Origin of the sequence: Roseivirga sp., from assembly GCF_034669765.1 — a bacterium.
Taxonomy (GTDB): Bacteria; Bacteroidota; Bacteroidia; order Cytophagales; family Cyclobacteriaceae; genus Roseivirga.
On sequence record NZ_JAXMOQ010000006.1, the window covers coordinates 140,436 to 161,992 of the forward strand.

The following is a 21,557-nucleotide window of genomic DNA, read 5'->3' on the forward strand; positions in this document are numbered from 1 at the left end:
AAGGACTCTGTCCGCTATTATTAAGACGAATGACAGACAATCATCAGTTTTTCTTTGGGAGTTTATCTTTTTGACGAAACTAGAACTCAAAAAAATGTCTTAATCCCAATCTAATCAGGAATCTTCTGAAATTATTTATATCTTGATTTCATGATTCAATCCGAAGAACAGCATGTCAATAGACTGATTGAAAAGATCAAATCTATTACAGACCCTAATGTACTTGAGGAAGTTTACAGACTTTTAGCTGTTAATTTTGACGACACCATTTATCTAACGTCTGATGCTCAAAAACAAGTGGTTGCTGAATCACAACAAATGATTTCTAAAGGAAATGGCATTTCGTCTGAAAAAGCCGATGATGAAATTGACCAATGGTTAAGCAAGTAATTTGGTCTCCAAAAGCACAGGCAGAACGTAAATCAGTTCTTGAATACTGGCTCAACCGTAACAAAAGCAAAACCTACAGTTTAAAACTCAATACGCTGATCAAAGAAGCAATAAACTTAATTATCTCCAATCCTGATGTTGGCCGTAAAACCGACATCCCTAATGTTCGAATTAAAATTATTCGTGACTACTTAATTTTCTATGAGGTCAAAGACGAATCGCTGCATATTTTGTCTTTTTGGGATAGTCGACAAGATCCTCAAAAAATAAAGTTTTGACCCCACTGTCGCAGGTTCTCCGATTTACCTGCCCTTAGGCAGGACCTGTGACCAACTATGAATACAAGGACGCTGTCCGTTTGAAAAGTCTTCTTATCTGTGTTACTGAAAAAGACCTCTGCGAGGTGACTTAACACGAGATTAGGTAAGCACCTAAATCATTAAAACCCTAATTGATTATTGTTCCAGCCAACCTAATCTAGGTTACCCGTGTCTAAACAGGTATGAAAAAACTAATTGCTCCTATTTTACTCCTAACCGTTCTTTCTTCTTGCGAAAAAGTAACTCCATCTCGCGTATATAGAGAATTCCAAAAAGAACGTAAACTAGAGTTTATAACATACGAGCCTGATAACCCTCAGATACCAGTGGTTTCAGAAGGAGAAAACATGGTATTTAGATACACTTATGTACACGAAGAAGATGAAGACATTGCCGATGATGAATTGTTTGAGTATTTCTATTTAGAAATACCTAAAGGCAGCACTTCATTTACCTACAATAGTACTAATAGAGATGAGGATGGGGTAATCAATGCGGCTTATCGTAGGTCCTGTTTTTGTTCATTTAGTGAGTTCAGCTTACAAAAAGCAATTATTTCTGCTTCAAAAACCAATGATAACCAGTGGCAGATTTCTTTTGATGTAATCTTTAAGGATGAAAACGATCAAGAGTACCCGTTGAAGGACAGTGGTAAGTATAGCATCAATACAGATGAGAATTTTTGATAAAACAGGGTTAAAAAAAATGTCTTGAGCCAAAAGCAGGCCCAAGACATTCGTGAAAATTAATCAAGATAAAATCTTCCTATTCTCCTTGGCTTAAAGAATAACCTCTTTCGCCATCGAAGTGATATAAATGTTCTGTTTTAATAAAGTCGAAACCTTCTTTTTGAACACGCTCTAGAATTTCAATAATATCGGCATTATCTAGCGTCCCTCCTTCTGGATGTGTAAATCTACATCTCCAATGGTCTGACTTAAAAATTTCGTCCATTCCATTCGGGTAAACCACCACACCACGGTTCGATACTTGGTCTAATTTCAATTTATCAGTAGAAACGTTTTTCAGTAATCGATCACCAATTTCATTGGCATCACGCGTACCTTCTCTCCAATCGATAAATACATCAACCCCAACCAATTCTTTCTTCTTGGCTGGTTTTTCAGGCACAACCACTTGAATTTTCACATCTGGGTTATACTTTACCGCTTTCAATTTCTCAGGTACTTGACCCAATCTTTCGATTACGGCATCGGCAAACTCTCTAGTGCCTACTTTCTTCACACTTCGGTTCAGTCTATAAACATCACCTGTATGGATTCCGTCTTCTAAAGTTTTCAACCAAGCATTTTGGATTAACTCGGCTTTATCGGCTTTACCCAACTGAACTAGCATCATAAATGCACCATTCAACAAACCAGATGGATTGGCCATGTCCTGACCCGCAATATCTGGTGCCGAGCCATGAATGGCTTCGAACATAGAATAATTTGTTCCAATATTGGCCGAACCTGCCATTCCCACTGAACCTGCTACTTCCGCAGCAATGTCAGAAATAATATCTCCATATAAATTCAAGGTCACCACTACGTCCAAAGACTCTGGACGAGCCGCTACTACAGCCGATCCAATATCAATAATCCAATGATCCGACTGAATTTCTGGGTATTCAAGTCTTACTTCATTAAATATTCTGTGGAACATACCATCAGTATGCTTCATAATATTATCCTTGGTCATACAGGTTACTTTTTTTCTACCATATGCTCTGGCATACTCAAAAGCGTATCTGATAATTTTTTCTGAACCTGGCTCTGAGATCAATTTCAAAGTCTGAACAACCTCACTCGTTTGCTGATGCTCGATTCCAGCATATAAATCTTCTTCGTTTTCACGAACAATCACTAAATCCATATGAGGGAAGTGTGACGGCACAAATGGAGGGTAAGCTCTAAATGGCCTAACGTTCGCAAATAATCCAAGGGATTTCCTGATGGTTACATTCAAACTCTTATAACCACCACCCTGAGGTGTGGTTATAGGTGCTTTAAGCAAGACTTTATTCTTTCTCAGTGTTTCCCAAGACTCAGGGCTGATGCCTGATTTATGTCCTGCTTTGTACACTTTTTCACCGATTTCAATCACATCATAGCCCAAACCTACATTGGCGGCATCCATAATACGAATGGTGGCATCCATAATTTCTGGACCAATTCCATCACCATAAGCGACTGTAATTCTATTTTGTGTTTCCATAAGTGCTTGAATGTGTTTTTTCTTGAACGGCTGCAAAGGTATCAAAGGAAGGTTTTAAAAGGAATTAAAAGCCAAATTTATCGCCTTCCGCTCATCATATATTTTGATTCAAACACTTAACCTTGCTTTAGCCTTTTTAGTTTTCTCACATTGCTACTATCTTTGCACCTTACTCAACTTAGCAATGGACTCATACCAGAATATAAAATTCGAAAATAAAGACGGGGTCGTTTACCTCACCATTAGTAGGCCCGACAAGCTAAACGCTCTTAACATCAAGACTGTTGAAGAGATTGGAGAGGCCTTCCAGGAGATTTACGATTCGGCCGATATTAAGGCAGTAATCATTACTGGAGAAGGTGAAAAAGCTTTTGTAGCAGGCGCGGACATTTCCGAAATAGCCGAACTTTCAGAATTAAACTCAAGAAAATTCTCAGAACAGGGACAAGAAGTTTTTGCCAGTATAGAAAACTGCCATAAGCCGGTAGTCGCTTTAGTGAATGGTTTTGCATTAGGCGGAGGATGTGAATTGGCCATGGCTTGCCACATCCGCATCGCTACTGAAAATGCGAAATTCGGTCTTCCAGAAGTAAACCTTGGCATCATTCCTGGTTTTGGAGGAACGCAAAGACTGACTCAATTGGTTGGTAAAGGAAAAGCATTTGAGCTGGCCATGTCTGGCGATATGGTGAAAGCTGACGAAGCAAAAACCTTGGGTTTAGTAAATCATGTAGTTGAAAGTAAAGCTGCTGGTCTTCAAAAGGCAGAAGAACTTCTTGGCAGAATCACAAGCAAAGCACCTTTGGCTGTTGGAATGGTAATCGAATGTATTAATGCAGTTTATACAAACGACATTGATGGCTACCAGACTGAGGCGAATAGTTTTGCTAATTGTGTGAAAACCGAAGATTTCAATGAGGGCACAAACGCTTTCTTGGAGAAAAGAAAGCCAGATTTTAAGGGAGAATAATAAGCTAGTTCAAAATGCAGGATTTAACGAAAAAGCATAACATTATAAATGGTTTGGCGTTCAATCAAAAATCCTAAATCGTAAATTCATTTATGGCTCAAAGCATAAATTCTTTTAGCTTCGCTTTATGAGTCAAATCAAAAAATTGGCGAGCCAAACGGCTTATTACGGCATCAGTAGCATTTTGGGCAGAGTGCTCAATTTTGCTTTGGTGCCGTTCTATACCAGAATTCTTCCAGAACAAGAATATGGTGTAGTCATCCACCTTTATGGTATTGCTGCTTTTCTGAACATTATCTACACTTACGGTTTAGAAACCTCGTTTTTCAGGTTTACAACGAAAAACAAGTCCATTGATGCCTACCATTATACGGCAACGGCTATTCTATTCACCAGTATAATTTTCTCTGGCTTCATCTATTTCGATGCTGCATCGCTAGCAAATTTCACAGCCGCCTCGGATCATCCAGAATATTTACAGTATTTAGCCGTCATCGTATTTATAGATGCCATCGTTTCAATTCCTTTTGCAAAACTGCGATTGGATGATCGACCTATAAAATTTGCGGTAATTCGACTTACTGTAATTGCCGTCACCATCGGTTTGAACTTACTGTTCTTATTGGCCTTTCCCGCAATTGCCGATGGAGAATATTTAACCGTCTTACAACCTTGGGTTCAAAAAATATATAATCCAGAAATGGGTGTTGGCTATATTTTCCTTGCCAACCTTATTGCTAATAGCTTGTACATCCCAATGCTGTTTAAAGAATTGGGGCAAATCAGAATCCGATTTAAATGGTCGGCATTCAAACCTATTTTGGCTTACTCATTCCCTATTTTCTTAATGGGATTGGCGGCCATGTTCAATGATCAAGGGTACACCATCCTTTTTAGCTTCCTTTTTGATAATCCAGAGAAGGAGCTAGGAGTATACGGTAGTGCATTTAAGCTGAGTGTATTGATGATGCTTGGAATACAGGCCTTCCGCTATGCTGGTGAGCCTTTCTTCTTCTCTCATGCTGAAAACAAGGAAGCACCAACGCTATTCGCCAAAGTGATGCACTATTTTGTGGTATTCAATATTGCCATTATGGTGGCCATTGCCGTAAACATTGAATTAATAGCGGATGTCTTTTTAGGCCGACCGGGATACAAAGCCGCACTCTATGTATTGCCAGTGTTATTGATTGGGAAGCTGTTTTTTGGCGTGTATGTAAACCTCAGTGTGTGGTTTAAAATCAAAGACAAAACCATTTATGGTACCTATTTCACAGCCATAGGCGCGTTAATCACGCTTGTTGGACATTTGTGGCTGGTGCGAATCCCTTCCATTGGGTATTTTGGATCTGCCATTTCAGCATTGGTTTGTTACGCAGTAATGTGCGCCATGTGCTATTATAAAGGCCGAAAAGTCTTCCCTATACCTTACGATTTCAAAAAGTTATTTCTGTATTTGATCATTGCTGTTGGGGTAATTTATGGATCAAACCTAATTTCAATTTCCAACGCATGGGGTCAATATGGAATAGACATATTTGTTACACTTGCCTTTTTTGTTGCTATTTATCTTTTGGAAGGACGTGGTTTTAAGTACAAAACAGTTGAAAAACGCCAATAAAATAACTGTTCTTACATTCATCAGAAAGCTTAAACATAGCCCACTTAAAATGCGTTTCTTGAAGAATTGAAGAATATTGTGAACAAATACCTCCGTTTTTACCCCTTCATTTTCACCCTGTTACTGTTTTGTAGTAGCACTGAAGCTATTGCGCAAGAAAAGAAGGGAAAAGAGAGCAAAGAGGTTTCTAAATACGAAAGGGCCAATGCTGAATACTTAATGATCGATGCCCAGAAATTCTACCTGTTAGAAGACTATGAAAGGGCCATCGCTTTTCTAGAGCAATCCTTAGAAATCGATAAAGACAACCATGCGGCTTACTTTAAATTGGGTGAAATCTTTTTAATCCAAAGAAAGTATGACAACGGTTTGAAATCAATTAAGAAGGCGCAAGAGATTAAGCCCGACAATAAATTCTATTACATCCTTGCAGCACAACTCCATAAGTCGCAGAGCAACCTGCAAGCAGCCGCTTCAGAGTATGAACTGATGCTTAAAAACGCTACGGATTATCGCGAGTATTTATTGGATCTCGCTGATGTATATGTGGGTTTAGGCAATTACGATGGAGCTATCAAAATGCTTGAGTTAACAGAAGAAAAATACAATACCCCCAATAAATTCACCACTCAAAAAAAGGAGTTACTCCTTCAGGCGGGAAAGAAAAAAGAAGCATTGAACATGCTGAAAAAACTAACGGAAGACTTCCCTGGAAATGAAAGTTATAAATTAGAGTACGCTGATTTACTGGCTTCAACGGGTAATAAAACAGAAGCGGCAGACATTCTCAATTCAACAAAAATATCGACATCTTCTAATTTCCTCTTAATTAACCTAAAGTTAGAAGAAGGTGATTTTGAGGCGGCTAAGCCAATGATTTCAGAAATCATGATGGATAAAGAAGCAGACCTTAGCTCGAAACTTCTATTAATGTCCAACTTATCGGCAACAGGATCGGACAAAATTTCGCTCTCCTTTTTAGATCAGCAACAAAAAACGCTGTACTCTATATATCCCAACGATGTTGAAGTGATTAAAACGGGAGAAAAAGTCTATAGCGCTTTGGCTGAAAAGGCGAATTCGCAAGATAAGGCGGCCTATGAAACGCAAGCGTTCACTGCATTAAATCAGCTAAAGGACCTTAATCCATCTGACTACGAAGTTTGGAACCAACTGCTGACTAAGGCTTATAATCAAAACTCTTGGGACGTCTTACTTATCAATAGCGAAGATGCTTTGAGCTATTTCCCTAACCAAGGCCTATTCTATTATTACTACGGAAGCGCCCAGCTTTACAGTAGCAAAGGAGATAAAGAAGAAGCGAACATGGCTTTCGATCAAGCCTTAAAATTGGCCAGAAATGATGAGTCCTTGACGAACAAGATCAGATCAAAGAAACTAGAATTTGCACTGGAAGAAGAAAATATCAAAGAGAACCGAACAACATTTCAAATCCCCGTTGCTTCAGGTAAAGCGGATAGAGAGGCTATTAATCTTATGTTACGCTACTTAAATGAAAGTAAAGAGCAGAAAGTCATTGAAGATGTACTTGTACTTGCAGATGACTTAATCAAGGAATATCCATTGGATGGTGATTTATTTCATGTGAAAGCTAAGGTTTTGTTTCAATTGGGTAGATTTGCAGAAGCAAAACAGTTGATTGAGAATTTTATAAAGCAAAACCCAGCCAATATTACTGGAGGGCTTTTAGAAGTTTATGGCGATAATCTTTTTATGTTAAACCAAATTGATGCGGCTGTTGAGCAATGGAAAAAAGCGAAAAACACAGGGAATACTTCCGATAAAATCGACAAAAAAATTGCAGACAAAAAGTACTATTAACAGAGCCGCATTGCTCCTCCTCATTGTTTTTTCGGCTTTCTTTTTAGAGTCGTGTAAAAGCACTTTCCTAGGTACAAACACAAGAGTTAAAGAAGAATTTCAAGTAGCTGAAATTCCTTTTGAATACTTCTCAACCAAAACTAAGTTTAAGTTTAAGGATGGAGAATCGAAGACCAAAGCCACTGCCGATATTCGTGTAAGAAAAGATAGTTTGATCTGGTTCAGACTAACACCAGGTTTGGGGATTGAAGGTGCCAGAGGAATAATCACCCAAGATTCGCTCATTATGATCGACAGGGTGAACAAAACCTATTATGCCTACAGCTTTCAAGGACTAAGTGAAAAATTTAATTTTGAATTGAATTTCGACCTTTTTCAATCTGTGCTCATTGGAGACATGCCAATTGCCCAAAGCGAAGAAGACGATATTGTTGCCCAAGCTAATCAGTTCACGATTGTTCAAAGAATTGGAGACCTTACTTTAATGAACCAAATTGGTAACAAAACCAAAAAGCTAGAAAAGCTTACTGCAAGCACAGTAAAGAGTAAAAACACGCTTGAGTTAAAGTATACTGATTTCAATATGCTTGAACAGTTTGTGTTCGCTTTTAAAGCAGATATGGTATTACAATACTTCAAAGACAATAAAAAAGGCGAAATTACGATAGATATTGAGCACAACAGGGCCAGAATTGAAGAAGATCCACTTACATTTCCTTTTAGTATACCAGAGAGCTATGAGCGTAAATAGGGTATTTTTAACCCTTTCTATATTTTTCCTATTTACAGGTTTTGACAGCGCAGCTCAAGACCAGAGAAAGACATTAGAAACTCAGAAGAGTGAAATTCTAAAGAAAATACAGGAAACTGAACGTATCCTTTCTCAAACTTCCACCAAGAAAAATAGCAGTATAGGGCGCTTAAGAGCACTTAATGAGCAGATTCAAACCCGTTCTTCTTTAATTGGCGCCATCAAAGGCGAAGTGAGTTTGCTGGACAGTGAAATTTCTGAAAATCTTGCCATTATCCAAGCGATGGAAAATGACCTTTCGCAGCTTAAAAAAGAGTATGCAGAAATGATCTACACCACTCAAAAAACCAGCAAAGGCTTTAACGAGATGACTTTCCTTTTTGCCTCTTCCACCTTCAATCAGCTGTTCATGAGAATGAAGTACATCAAACAGTATTCTGAAGCACGAAAAAAACAAGCAGATCAAATCCAAATTGTTCAAAGCAGTATCGGTTTGCAAATTGCGGAAATTGAAAGCCAGAGAAAAAGCAAGCAGTCGCTACTTAATGATGAGCTTACAGAAAGCAATAAACTTGAAGAGCTCAGGGGAGATCAAAAAGATTTAATCACCAAGCTAACCCAAGACGAGCAAAGGATTAAGAAAGAACTAGAAGAGCAAAAAAAGGCTGAAAAGCAATTATCGGAGCGTATTGAAGCAATTATTGAAGAAGAAAGAAAGGCAGCTTTGCTAGGTTCAGTTGATATGACAAAGCTTACAGAGTCCTTTGCCAAAGAAAAAGGTAAACTGCCTTGGCCTGTAGATCAGGGGTTTGTTTCTTCCAAATTTGGTGAACACCGCCACCCGACTATCAAAACAATTACCATTAATAACTTTGGGGTGGATATTCAAACCTCTGAAAACGCTATGGTAAAGGCTGTATTCCCAGGGAAGGTAAGTAGCGTGTTGTCTGTCCCAGGATTAGGAAACAGTGTATTGATTCAACATGGAGAGTATTTTACGGTATACTCAAAATTAAAAACGGTCGTTATTAAAAAGGGAGATCAAGTTCAGGCAGGGCAAAACCTAGGGCAAGTGCTTACCGATAAAGACAATATCTCTCAGGTCAAGTTCAGGGTTCATTTCGAAAAAGCAACCCTGAATCCAGAAATATGGCTTCAAAAACGAACAAAATAAAGCGTCCTTAATGTTCATTTAAATGGGAATTGATCGCTTGTTAAAAAATAAAGTCAACAGATTTTAACCCTAGCAATTAAATTCCGTTTACACAACAAACACGAATCCCTTTACTTCCTAGATAGTTTTTAGCTATCTTTGAAGTCTAAATTTTAAAGTAGGTAATCATGCAAACAATTTTCGCACTAGGTATGCCAGGAACTCCAGAAATGATTTTCATCGTATTTGTTATCTTACTTCTTTTCGGTGCTAAGAAAATTCCAGATCTCGCAAGAGGAATGGGAAAAGGCATCAGAGAATTCAAAGATGCTACCAAAGAAATTAAGAAAGAGGTAGACGATGCAGGTAAAGAAATTGATAAACAAGCTAATTAATAATTGAAATCTTATCATACTCTTGATGAGATTCAAAAAGATATTAGACTTGGAATAACTTCTTGCAAAGCGCTTGTTGAACACTATTTAAATAACATTAAGGTTCATTCGGATCTAAATGCTTTTGTAGAAGTTTACAGTAAGGAAGCTTTGCAAAAGGCAGATATTATTGATCTTAAGATCAAAGAAAACAAAGCCGGCAAACTTGCCGGCTTAATTTTTGGCATTAAAGATTTAATCTGCTACCAAGACCACAAAATCAGTGGTGCAAGTAAAATTCTCCAAAATTTTGAATCTCAATTTTCAGCGACAGCCGTTGAAAAACTCCTTCAGGAAGACGCCATTTTAATAGGACGCCAAAACTGTGATGAATTTGGGATGGGATCATCCAATGAGAATTCGTTTTATGGACCTGCTAAAAACGCGCTTGATCAAAGCAAAGTAGCTGGAGGCTCTTCTGGAGGCTCTGCAGTTGCTGTTCAAGCCGACATGTGCCATATTTCTCTTGGCACTGACACTGGAGGATCTGTAAGGCAACCTGCAGCATTTTGTGGCGTAGTGGGGCTCAAACCCACTTATTCAAGAATTTCACGTTGGGGACTGTTGGCCTATGCCTCCTCTTTCGATAGCATCGGCATCTTCTCGAAGAGTATTGAAGACAGTGCTAGAGTATTGGAGGTGATCGCTGGAAAAGACGAAAACGACTCGACTTCTTCTTCCAGAGAAGTACCCAATTATTATCAAGGCTTAGAAAATAAAAGCAGCTTCAAAGTAGCCTATTTACAAGAAGCACTTGAAACGGAAGCACTTCAATCAGAGATTAAAGCTGCTTTTGAAAGTCAGATTACTAACTTAAAAGAAGCAGGACATACGGTTGAAGCCGTGAGCTTTCCTTTGCTCGATTATATTTTGCCTACTTATTATATTCTGACTACAGCCGAAGTAAGTTCAAACTTAAGCCGTTACGATGGCATTCGTTATGGCCATAGAAGTTTGGATATTTCTGACCTAGAATCACTATATAAAAACTCTAGAACAGAAGGTTTTGGAGAGGAGGCCAGAAGAAGAATTATGTTGGGGACTTTTGTATTAAGTGCCGATTATTACGATGCATATTTTACGAAAGCACAGAAGGCTCGAAAGTTAATAAAAGAGGCTACGGAAAAAATTCTTTCGGAATATGATTTTATTATCATACCAACGACACCAACTACTGCGTTCAAATTGGGAGAACATACTAAAAGCCCGATTGAAGTCTATATGGCCGATTTATTTACTGTGCAAGCCTCCATCTCTGGGCTTCCCGCTATATCCATTCCTGTTGGAAAAGATGAAGAAGGAATGCCTATTGGTCTACAAATTATATCCGCGGCTTTTCAAGAAGCCAAACTTTTTGCATTTTCGAGAAACTTGATTCAAAACATTTGAACAGACGCTATACAATGAAGCGATTACACTGGGTATTATTACTGCTAATTATCTCATTTTCCTTTGCGCAAAAGGGCTATGCAACCAACGATACCATACCAGAAGAATTCAAGCCTAGTTACGACTATGCTCCTGACTTTTCTTATGAAGAACTACAAAGCCGTTATAACAATCTAGACCTTGAAATCGACATCTCTTTCAATGATCAGGTCAAGGCGTTTATTAATTACTTTACGGTGAGAAACAGAGAGTACACACGTGAAATGCTTAGACGTAGAGAAATCTACTTCCCTATTTTCGAAAAGTACCTTAAGAAATACGACCTCCCTGAAGAGCTTAAATACTTACCAATTATTGAATCTGGGCTAAACCCTATAGCTACTTCGGGCCCCAAAGCCGTTGGCTTATGGCAGTTTATGTCCCCTACGGCAAAACAGCAAGGATTACAGATTGACTGGTACATTGATGAGCGAATGGATCCAGAAAAATCTACTGAGGCTGCCTGTCAATACATCAAATGGTTATATGGCATTTTAGGAGATTGGAAAATGACACTAGCTGCCTACAACAGTGGTATCGGCAATGTGCAAAGGGCCATGAGGCGATCTAACAAGGATGATTTCTGGGAAGTTTATAAATATTTACCAAGAGAAACAAGATCGTATGTACCACAGTTCGCAGCCATTTTATATGCGATGGAATATGCGGACGAACATAATTTATTTGTTGATAACATTCTATACCCTATCGACTTTGAAGAAGTTGAAGTAACCCAATTCGTGTACTTGAAGGCCTTCGCAGAAGAAAGCGGAATGGATTTGAACACCATAGAAAAACTAAACCCAGCCATCAAGAAAGGAGCCCTTCCTGCCAATGCTAAAGGTTTTAAACTAAAAATCCCAAGAGATGGAATGGCATTATTTGAAACTAATCGTGAAAACATTTTAGTAAAGGCCGAGGAAGGACGAAAGGAATTTGAAAAAATGGCTTCCAATATGCCAGGTAGTACTTTCGGTAAAGAAAAAGTGAGCTACAGAGTATCAAGTGGTGATGTATTGGGCACTATTGCTAGAAAACACCAAGTGCGAATTGAAGACCTAAGGGCATGGAACAACATAAAAGGGTCAATGATCAAGGTGGGCCAAAAACTGGACATCTACACAGGTCCAGATTTTCTTTCAAACAACACAGTAGTCTCTACAAAAAGAGTCTTGAATCAGCCTATTCCTAATTCGAAGGAGTATACGGTTGAGCCTGGAGATACATTGTGGGATATATCAAGAATGTATGAAGGCTTAACAATTGAGCGAATTAAAGAGTTAAATGACCTGAACACTAGCAGCCTAAAACCAGGAATGAAGCTGAAAATAGGTTAAGTTAGTTGCCAACTAAATATTTAGTAGATATTGTTTGCAAATCCATTTCATATTACCTTTCTTGACACAACCAACTAAACTAATAGTTTATGAAAAAGCTCTTATTTCTAGCACTGATTCTCCTATCCATATCAAGTTGCGGAAGCAAATCGGATCAAGAAGGTGAGGAATCAAAAAAAATGAACCCCAACCTTTTACCTGATGCTACAGGGCAATCTGGGGAATTAGTGATTGTGATGAACAAAGAGAAGTGGGAAGGCCCACTCGGAGAAGCCTTGAAAGAAGTTTTTCACGCTTCTGTACCTGGTTTAAACAGAACAGAACCGTCATTCACCACACGAGTTATCGAGCCCTTTCAGTACAATAGAATTTTTCAACTTTCAAGAAATGTGGTGTACATAACCACCCTCGATGGCACTACTCCTGCGGACAAATATCTCAAAGGCATTCTTCCGGATAGCTTTAAAGACCGAATAGCAAATGAGTCAGATTTGTTCATGAATACTTCTGAAAATCAGTACGCCAAAGGGCAAAAGATACTTAACCTATTTGGTAAAACTGATCAGGATTTAATCAATCATTTGAAAGAAAATGGAGGGATTATCAGAAACTACTTCAATATGGCTGAAAGAGAAAGGTTGGCCACTGACATTCGATCCTCTATTGATTCAAGAGCCATTTCTGATCAAATCAGAAACAAATTTAATTATTACATTAAAATCCCTGTGGGTTTTGAATTGGCCACCACTGCTGATGACTTTATGTGGTCACGTTATTTACCTTCCAGAGGGCCAAGTAAAAATATTTTCGTCTATTTTAAAGACTACAAATCTCAGGATGAATTCACCCATGAAAATGTTATAAAACTCCGAAACGAAGTAGGAAAAAAGTACATCTATGGTGATCCTGACAACAAAGAATCCTTCATGATTACCGAAACGGAATTTATGCGACCTGTTTTCAGAGATATTACTTTCGATGGAAAATACACCGTGGAGATGCGTGGTGCATGGAAAACAAATAATTATTCTGTTGGAGGCACTTTTATCAGTTATACTTTTGTGGACGAGAAAACGAACAGACTATACTACATCGAGGGCTTTATTATTCATCCGAACGAAGCACACCGTGAGCTAATCCGACAAATGGAATCAATACTGACCACATTCAGAGCAGTAGATAATCCATCCTAAATCGGCTATTTTAGGATTGCCGACATTGATTTTACTTGAATATTCTTAAATTTAAGCGAAGGCAGGTTCAACTTGCCTTTTTTTATACTCAAGTCACAATCAGAATCTATGTTTGCATATATAAAAGGTAAGCTTGCCTATAAGGACCCAACTTTTGTAATCATTGATATTCAAGGAGTTGGTTATGAAATTAAAATATCGCTAAATACCTACTCCCACATTAAGGACGAAGAACAGTGCAAACTCTTTACTTATTTCCATGTTAAGGAAGATATTCAAGTGCTTTACGGCTTTGCCGATGAACCTGAAAAAAAACTGTTTACTCAATTAATTTCCATTTCAGGCATTGGCCCATCCATAGGCCTCATGTTTTTATCATCATTAAGCCCCTCAGAAATCGTGAATGCCATTGCCACTGAAAATGTGGCCACAATTCAAAGTGTAAAGGGTGTAGGTGCCAAAACGGCTCAAAGGGTAATTTTAGAGCTAAAAGACAAAGTAGGAAAAGAGTCAAATGATATAGGGGGTGGAAATATTACCTCTTCCTCAATTAATACTATAAGAAACGAAGCTTTAGCTGCGTTAGTAACTCTAGGCATCAATAAGGTGGCTGCACAAAAAAGTATTGACAAAATTTTGAAAAATTCTGAAGGTCAAATTTCCCTTGAAGAATTGATCAAACTGGCACTGAAAGCTGCCTGATTTTTAGGAAGACTTGATCAATCAAACCGTCAAAATATTACTCCTGATTTTGATTGGGCTCACCTTTTTAGGTGGTGCCACTGAAACCTATGCCCATGAACAGCAAACTCAGGATACGACTAGAATCAGTTCAGACACGACTCAATACCAAAAAGTATCATACCCTAACTTTGGATTAAGGTTCCGTGTTGGTGATCCACTCACTAATAGGAGATTAAAATCACCACTACTTTTTAATAACCTCAATTTTTACAATCGAGAATACCAGTTAGATACAAGTAAATCCTTAGTGTATAGTGAAAAGTTTGGTAGTCAGTTCTTAGGTCCTCCTATGTTCATTCCATTTAATGTTGCATTACAAGAAAGAGAAGAACAGGGAACCAGAGAATTTTTGGCCGAAAAAGCAAAGGCACAGGATGGAGAAAGCGCAGTGAGCAACCGTGGACAACTTATCCCTCCTATTGCCTTAAGCCCATTTTTTGATCGACTGTTTGGCGGGGACGAAATCAACATTCAAACCAGTGGCTTTGTGCAGTTAGATTTTGGAGGGCAGTTCCAAAGAGTAGACAACCCAGCAATCCCCATCAGACAACAGCGAACGGGTGGGTTCGAGTTTGACCAGAATATTGAAATGAGCTTGCAAGGAACAATCGGTTCCAAACTCAAAATCGGAGCCAACTTTGATAACAGTAATTCCTTCGATTTTGAGAATCAGCTAAAAGTAGAGTTCGCTGGGCTAGAATCTGATATTATCAAGACCATTGAACTCGGTGATGTGAGTTTACCAGTAGCCAATAGCCTGATCAGTGGTGCTCAAAACCTTTTTGGCTTTAAAACCCAATTACAATTTGGACGGTTATATGTCACCACTTTGGCAGCCACGCAACGTGGCCAATCTCAGTCTATCGAAATTGAAGGAGGAATTCAAAGAAATGAATTTGAAATCAGGGCTTCAGATTATGATGAAAACAGACACTTCTTCTTAGGTCAGTTTTTTAGAGATAATTATGAAAACTGGTTGCGAAGCATCCCTTCAGTAATCTCTGGTCTGCAAGTAACAAGGGTCGAAGTTTATGTACTCAACAGAACCAACAACACACAAACACTTAGAAATTTTGCGGCTTTCATGGATTTGGGTGAAGGCGATAAGATATATAGAGAAAACAACGCTTTTGTGGGAAATGGCACACCAAATTCACCTACGACCAACGATGCCAACAGCTTATATCAAAACCTAATTAACGACCCACGTTTGCGTCAAGCCGACCAACTGAGTTCCGTATTGGAAAATGAAAAAGGCTTGGAAAAAGCCCTCGACTTTGAAAGAGTGACAGGCGCTAGAAAACTTGATCCATCCGAATACTATTTTAACAGTCAGCTCGGGTTTATTTCATTGAGTAGACAATTACAAAGCGATGAAGTATTGGCCGTTTCCTACGAATATAATTACCAAGGAAGAAGATATAAAGTTGGAGAGCTGACAGAGGACTATCAAAACAGAGCAGAAAGTGAGGCCATCTTCTTGAAACTACTTCGCCCAAGTAAAATCAACACTAGAGTACCCACATGGGATCTGATGATGAAAAATATCTATAACCTCAACGCTTCAAATATTAGTAAAGAAGCCTTTCAGCTCAGGGTAATTTATCGGGACGACAAAACAGGAATTGACAACCCAAGTCTTCACGAAGGTGAAAACACCAAAGATGTCCCACTCATCAGAACCTTTGGTTTGGACAAACTCAACCAAAGCGGAGACCCTCAGCCAGATGCCAATTTTGACTTTGTAGAAGACATTACAATCAATACCGAACGTGGATATATGTTATTCCCTGTGCTCGAACCTTTTGGGCGAACCTTAGAGAGTAAATTTGCTACAGGAGAACAATTCTTAGTAGATAAATATGTCTATGATACTCTTTACCGCACCACCAAAGCAGATGCCGAATTGGTATCTCGACTCAATAAATTTTATATCAAAGGAAGTCTACAATCAGGTTCCTCAAACGAAATTAACCTCAATGCTTTTCAAATAGCACCGGGTAGTGTACAAGTATCCGCTGGAAATACGCCACTCCAAGAAGGCTCAGACTTTACCGTAGATTACTCATTAGGGAAAGTGAATATTATCAACCCTTCCATTCTAAATTCAGGAAAGAAAATCAGGGTGAATTATGAAAAAGCCGACCTATTTAATTTTCAGTCGCGCACATTGGTTGGAACACGGCTGGACTATGTTCTCAACCCAAAAACTAATTTTGGTTTTACCTTCCTCAATTTGAATGAGCGTCCGCAAATGACCAGAGTAGGTATTGGCAATGAACCCGTAAACAATACCGTTTGGGGGCTCGATGTAAATTATAGTGATGAATCTCGTTTGCTTACCCGAATGGTGGATGCGTTACCCTTCATTGATACCAAAGCCCCTTCTACCATTACTTTCAGTGGCGAAATGGCGCAGCTTATCCCAGGCACTTCCAATAAAGTGGAGGGGGTTGGCACTTCTTATATTGACGATTTTGAGTCTACTGTTACGCCATTCAGTTTGAATAACCCTACCAGTTGGAAATTCGGAGCCACTCCCAAAACAGATGACAACAGGTTCGACAAAAGCAATGAAACGGCCAATCGACTTGGCGCCAACTATAAAAGGGCGAAAGTGGCTTGGTATACCATTGATAATGTAATCTACAGAAACACAGGGAGGTCGAGACCGGAGAATATTACTTCCATAGATTTAGAAAACCATTATGTGCGTTCTGTTGGTCAGAATGAAGTAATTAAAAGAGATGCACAACAAATCATTGTGAATGAGCCTTCTTTCGACTTGGCCTATTACCCATCGGAAAGAGGTATATATAATTACAACCCCTACCTGACCTCAGAAGGCTTTCTACCTAATCCAAAATCAAACTTTGGGGCCATTACACGAGCCATTTCGAATGAAGTTGATTTTGATAAAACCAATATTGAATACATCGAATTTTGGATGATGGATCCATTTATCAATTCAACCAACGGCACGCCAGGTAACCCAAGAGGGTTTATTGATGATGGAATCAATACTCCGAAAGCAAATACAACAGGGGGTAAGTTCATCTTAAACCTCGGTAGTATTTCGGAGGATCTAATGAAAGATGAACGACATGCTTTCGAGCAAGGTCTTCCCGCCAATGGAGATCCAAGTATTGAAAATGTAGTAGAAAATGAGTGGGGCCGAGTTACACGCCAGCCTTACTTGAATCCAGCTTTTGACAATTCGGGGGAAGCAAGGGCAAATCAAGATGTAGGGTTAGACGGATTAAAGTCTTCTGATGAGCTTACCTTTTTTGCCAATTATTTGAGTTCACTTAATGTCAATAGTACTGCCAAACAGCAAATTGAAGCAGATCCCTCAGCCGATAATTTCCAGTATTATTTGGGAGACGATTTAGACGTAAAAGACGCCAAAGTGCTGGAGCGATATAAAAACTTTAATGGACTGGAAGGGAACAGCCCAGTAAATAACGGAAATCAACTTTACACCCCATCATCCACCAACTTACCCGACAATGAGGATTTGAACCGAGACAATACTCTAAACGACCTAGAAGAATATTATGGTTATGAGCTAAACTTAAAACCTGGACAACTCGAAGTAGGAAAAAATAATATTGTAGATAAGGTTTCAAATGCTGTTGGAGACAATGGAGATGTTGTCAATTGGTATCTTTTCAGGATTCCTGTAAGAAAACCAGACTATGTCCAAGGAAACATCAATGGATTTAAGTCCATTCGTTATATGCGTACCTATTTTACAGATTTTGAAGAACCTGTGGTCCTTAGATTCGTGAATTTCAGATTGGTAGGAAGCCAGTGGAGAACATTCCAAGAAAGCCTATTCGAAAAAGATTTGAATGAAATTCCAGAACCATCAGACCCTAACTTCACGGTTTCTGTAGTTGGAATTGAAGAAAACAGCCAAGGCAGTCAAGGCAGACCTCCTTATGTGTTGCCTCCTGGTATTCAACGCGATAGAGACAATACCTCTGCTGTCGAAAGAAGACGTAATGAGCAGTCGTTACAGCTTTGTGTAGAAGACCTGAGGGATAAAGATGCACGTGCGGTATTCAAAAACGTCAGCCAAGACATGGTTAACTATGGAAGAATCAAAATGTTCTTACATGGAGACAGCCAAGATAACCTTGCTCCAGGAGAGGTAACGGCCTTCCTAAGATTGGGTACCGACTTTACTGAAAACTATTATGAGATCGAAGTGCCTTTAACCATGACGCCTTCAGGGATGTTCTCCCCTCTGGATATTTGGCCAGAAGAAAATGAAATCGACTTGGCCTTTAGTAGCCTTTATGAAGTGAAGTCAAAGCGAAACGCCAGGAATGCCAACCTAAGCTTACCTTATACCGAAACAGTAGGTCGCTACAACATTACAGTAGTTGGCCGACCAGATTTAAGTTCTGTTCAAACCCTAATGATTGGGGTCAGAAACCCGAGTTCACCAGATTTGGAACCAAAGAGTTTTTGCATTTGGGCCAACGAGCTTCGTGTAACAGATTTTGACTCAAAATCAGGTATAGCTGCCAATGCAAGGTTCGATGCCCAGTTGGCCGATTTCGGAAACGTTTCAGCATCAGTAAGACATTCATCTATTGGCTTTGGCGGAATAGCAGACAAAATTTCTGAAAGAAGTAGAGAAAACACTACGCAGTATGATATCTCCACTAGTCTTAAACTAGGCAAGTTCTTTCCAGAAAACTGGGGCATTGAGCTCCCTGCCTATTTTAGTTTAGAAAATTCACGAGCCATTCCACAATACGACCCTCTTGACCCAGATTTACCACTTGAAGATGTGCTTAACTCTTTTGAGTCCAAGGAAGAACGTGACTCCTACTATGACAAGGTGGTTGATCAATCAAAACGAAGGAGTTTTAACTTCTCTAATGTTCGAAAAAGAAGGGTAAGCGCAGATGCACCAAAACGTATCTATGATATAGAGAATTTAAGTTTCACCTATGCTTATAATGAAATAACGAGAAGTAACATTAATACTGCTTCTTATGATTACAAGAATTATAGAGGGGCTGTTACTTACAGTTATCAACCTAAAGAATGGTTTATAGAACCATTCAAGAACATTGGATTCTTGAGTTCAAAATGGCTTCAAGTTATTAAAGATGTCAATTTCAATGTGGTACCAAACTCTATTACTATCAATGGAAATGTAAATCGAAGCTTTCTTAAAACTCAGTTAAGAAACTCAGACCTCAACACTGACGGAATAGACCCCTATTTTGAAAAATCTTTCACTTTTGATAGAAGCTATGCTGTAAACTGGAACCTAACTAAAGCTTTGACACTAGATTACTTTGCCAATGTAAATGCCATTATTGATGAACCAGAGGGGGATATTAATACAGAAGTAAAAAAGGACTCTGTATGGACCAATTTCAAAAACTTCGGAAGAATAAAGAATTACACACACACAATCAATTCAAGCTATACCCTACCATTTGAAAAAATACCCGTTACAAACTGGCTAAACTCTACTGTAGGTTATGCTTCTACCTACAATTGGAAAGCTGGCGCCATTGGTCAAGCCGATACTTTAGGGAATTACGCAGGTAACACACGCGTAGTCAAATTAAATGGCAAAATTGATTTCCAGAAGATCTATAACAACATTGGGCTGCTAAAGAAAATAAACTCCCCAACACGAAGCAGGGTCCGCCCTACTGGATTAGCAACAAACGATTCTATCAAACAAAAAAAGACCATTGATCAGATGCCTGCACTTAAGGCATTACTCAGGGCGGTTATGATGGTGAGAAGTGCCACTTTTGATTACTCGGTAGCCCAAGGAACCGTTTTACCGGGTTATATGCCGGACGTTTTCCTTTTTGGGCTAGATAAAGAGATGACAAGTCCAAGTCTCGGCTTTATTGTAGGTAGCCAAGACGCTGCCATACGAACGCAACTCGCCAGAGATGGGCTATATGCTCAGAGTACATTCCTGACCGCCCCATTCACCCAAGATAAAAACATGAGTTTCAACTACTCCACGGTATTAGAACCTTTTGGCGATTTTAGGGTAACACTTACAGGAAGAAAAACACACTCTGAAAACTATCAGGAAATATTTAGACGAGACGATGTGGCAGGTGAATTCTTAAGCATCAACCCAAATCGAACGGGTACTTATATTGTTTCTTACAATATGTTCAAAACAGCTTTTGAAAAAGATGATAACAATGATGACTCACCTCTATTTGCTAATTTTGAAACTTACAGAAATATTTTAAAATCGAGATTAGACCAATCTAATGATTCAGGGAATTATGATGTCAATTCGCAAGATGTAGTGATCCCAGCATTTTTAGCAGCCTATTCTGGGCAAAGCCCAGATGAAATCAAAACTTCAGCTTTCCCTCGACTTCCCATTCCAGGCTGGGCGATGAACTACCGTGGTCTAACAAAAATTGATGCCATAAAAGAGCTGTTCAGTACAGTAAGCCTTACACATTCTTACAGTAGCCAGTACAGCGTAAGCAATTACATCAACTCAGCCCTATACACATCCAACCTCACTTTGGAAAATCAATTAAACGATTATGGTTTGGCCAATCAGTTCAATGAAGACGGTAATTTGGTGCCCATCTTTACTTCACAACAGGTGGTGCTTACAGAGAAATTCTCGCCTCTGGTAGGAATAAACCTCAAAACTACCAATAGCTGGAATCTGGACGTCAATTACTCCAAAGAAAGAAACATTGCACTCAACTTGTCTAATATTCAAGTTACAGAACGATCGGCAAGCGATATCAGCGTAACGCTAGGTTATACAAAAGCAGGAGTAAAAATCCCTTTCAGGATTAGAGGAAGAAAAGAAACCCTTCCTAACGAATTGCGCTTTAACATGACATTTAGCATACGTGATAGCAAAACCGTTCAGCGAAGAATTGGCGAATCCAGTATCGTTACAGAGGGAATCAAAATCTTCCAACTTAGCCCAACATTAGAATACAATGTGAGCGATGCGCTCCAAGTTGCCTTCTATTTTGAAAAGAATATAAACGAACCAAGAGTGACTACAAGCTTCTTAAATGCTAGAACTGCCTTTGGTGGAAGAATTAGGTTTAGTTTGTCTCAATAAACGCTTACTTTTCACAATATTCCGTTTATTTTTGATCGAATTTATTTTAGAG

General features: G+C 38.9%; 15 protein-coding genes. 14 read left to right on the forward strand and 1 reads right to left on the reverse strand.

Going from position 1 to position 21,557, the window contains the following annotated elements:
* The first annotated feature begins 150 nt into the window (after positions 1-150).
* The 3 genes from VOI17_RS13330 (at position 151) to VOI17_RS13340 (ending at position 1,396) form a co-directional block, all read left to right on the forward strand.
* Entirely contained in the window at positions 151-390 is a 240-nt protein-coding gene (locus VOI17_RS13330) for a hypothetical protein (RefSeq protein ID WP_323757716.1), read from the forward strand.
* Positions 375-668, forward strand: a complete 294-nt coding sequence (locus VOI17_RS13335; RefSeq protein WP_323757717.1) for a type II toxin-antitoxin system RelE/ParE family toxin — start codon at positions 375-377, stop codon at positions 666-668. The genes VOI17_RS13330 and VOI17_RS13335 overlap by 16 nt, the downstream gene beginning before the upstream one ends.
* A gap of 224 nt (positions 669-892) precedes the next feature.
* On the forward strand, positions 893-1,396 hold the full coding sequence (locus VOI17_RS13340; RefSeq protein WP_323757718.1) for a hypothetical protein: 504 nt from the start codon (positions 893-895) through the stop codon (positions 1,394-1,396).
* Positions 1,397-1,475: 79 nt separating this feature from the next.
* Here the strand turns inward: VOI17_RS13340 and VOI17_RS13345 are convergent, their stop codons facing one another.
* Positions 1,476-2,927, reverse strand: a complete 1,452-nt coding sequence (locus tag VOI17_RS13345; protein ID WP_323757719.1) for an NADP-dependent isocitrate dehydrogenase — start codon at positions 2,925-2,927, stop codon at positions 1,476-1,478.
* A gap of 184 nt (positions 2,928-3,111) precedes the next feature.
* On the opposite strand from VOI17_RS13345, the gene VOI17_RS13350 reads away from it, so the two are divergent.
* The 11 genes from VOI17_RS13350 (at position 3,112) to sprA (ending at position 21,505) form a co-directional block, all read left to right on the forward strand.
* Complete coding sequence (locus VOI17_RS13350) at positions 3,112-3,897, forward strand: enoyl-CoA hydratase/isomerase family protein (protein ID WP_323757720.1); 786 nt, start codon at positions 3,112-3,114, stop codon at positions 3,895-3,897.
* 127 nt (positions 3,898-4,024) lie between these two features.
* Positions 4,025-5,518 (forward strand): lipopolysaccharide biosynthesis protein, encoded by a 1,494-nt coding sequence (locus VOI17_RS13355; RefSeq protein WP_323757721.1) that lies wholly within the window; start codon positions 4,025-4,027, stop codon positions 5,516-5,518.
* Between the two features lie 78 nt (positions 5,519-5,596).
* Entirely contained in the window at positions 5,597-7,360 is a 1,764-nt protein-coding gene (locus VOI17_RS13360; RefSeq protein WP_323757722.1) for a tetratricopeptide repeat protein, read from the forward strand.
* 10 nt (positions 7,361-7,370) lie between these two features.
* Positions 7,371-8,111, forward strand: coding sequence for a DUF4292 domain-containing protein (locus VOI17_RS13365; RefSeq protein ID WP_323757723.1), 741 nt, complete (start codon positions 7,371-7,373; stop codon positions 8,109-8,111).
* The gene (locus tag VOI17_RS13370; RefSeq protein WP_323757724.1) at positions 8,098-9,285 is read left to right on the forward strand and encodes a murein hydrolase activator EnvC family protein; all 1,188 of its coding nucleotides are present in this window, start codon (positions 8,098-8,100) and stop codon (positions 9,283-9,285) included. Before VOI17_RS13365 ends, VOI17_RS13370 begins: the two co-directional genes overlap by 14 nt.
* A 167-nt stretch (positions 9,286-9,452) precedes the next feature.
* The gene (locus VOI17_RS13375; RefSeq protein ID WP_068414417.1) at positions 9,453-9,659 is read left to right on the forward strand and encodes a Sec-independent protein translocase subunit TatA/TatB; all 207 of its coding nucleotides are present in this window, start codon (positions 9,453-9,455) and stop codon (positions 9,657-9,659) included.
* 3 nt (positions 9,660-9,662) lie between these two features.
* On the forward strand, positions 9,663-11,087 hold the full coding sequence (gene gatA, locus VOI17_RS13380; protein WP_323757725.1) for an Asp-tRNA(Asn)/Glu-tRNA(Gln) amidotransferase subunit GatA: 1,425 nt from the start codon (positions 9,663-9,665) through the stop codon (positions 11,085-11,087).
* 14 nt (positions 11,088-11,101) lie between these two features.
* On the forward strand, positions 11,102-12,463 hold the full coding sequence (locus VOI17_RS13385) for a lytic transglycosylase domain-containing protein (RefSeq protein ID WP_323757726.1): 1,362 nt from the start codon (positions 11,102-11,104) through the stop codon (positions 12,461-12,463).
* An 89-nt stretch (positions 12,464-12,552) separates the two neighbouring features.
* A complete protein-coding gene (locus VOI17_RS13390) occupies positions 12,553-13,656 on the forward strand; it encodes a DUF4837 family protein (RefSeq protein WP_323757727.1) in 1,104 nt (367 codons plus the stop codon).
* Between the two features lie 108 nt (positions 13,657-13,764).
* Positions 13,765-14,358 (forward strand): Holliday junction branch migration protein RuvA, encoded by a 594-nt coding sequence (gene ruvA, locus VOI17_RS13395; protein ID WP_323757728.1) that lies wholly within the window; start codon positions 13,765-13,767, stop codon positions 14,356-14,358.
* A gap of 13 nt (positions 14,359-14,371) precedes the next feature.
* Positions 14,372-21,505, forward strand: a complete 7,134-nt coding sequence (gene sprA / locus VOI17_RS13400; protein ID WP_323757729.1) for a cell surface protein SprA — start codon at positions 14,372-14,374, stop codon at positions 21,503-21,505.
* The last annotated feature ends 52 nt before the right edge of the window (positions 21,506-21,557 follow it).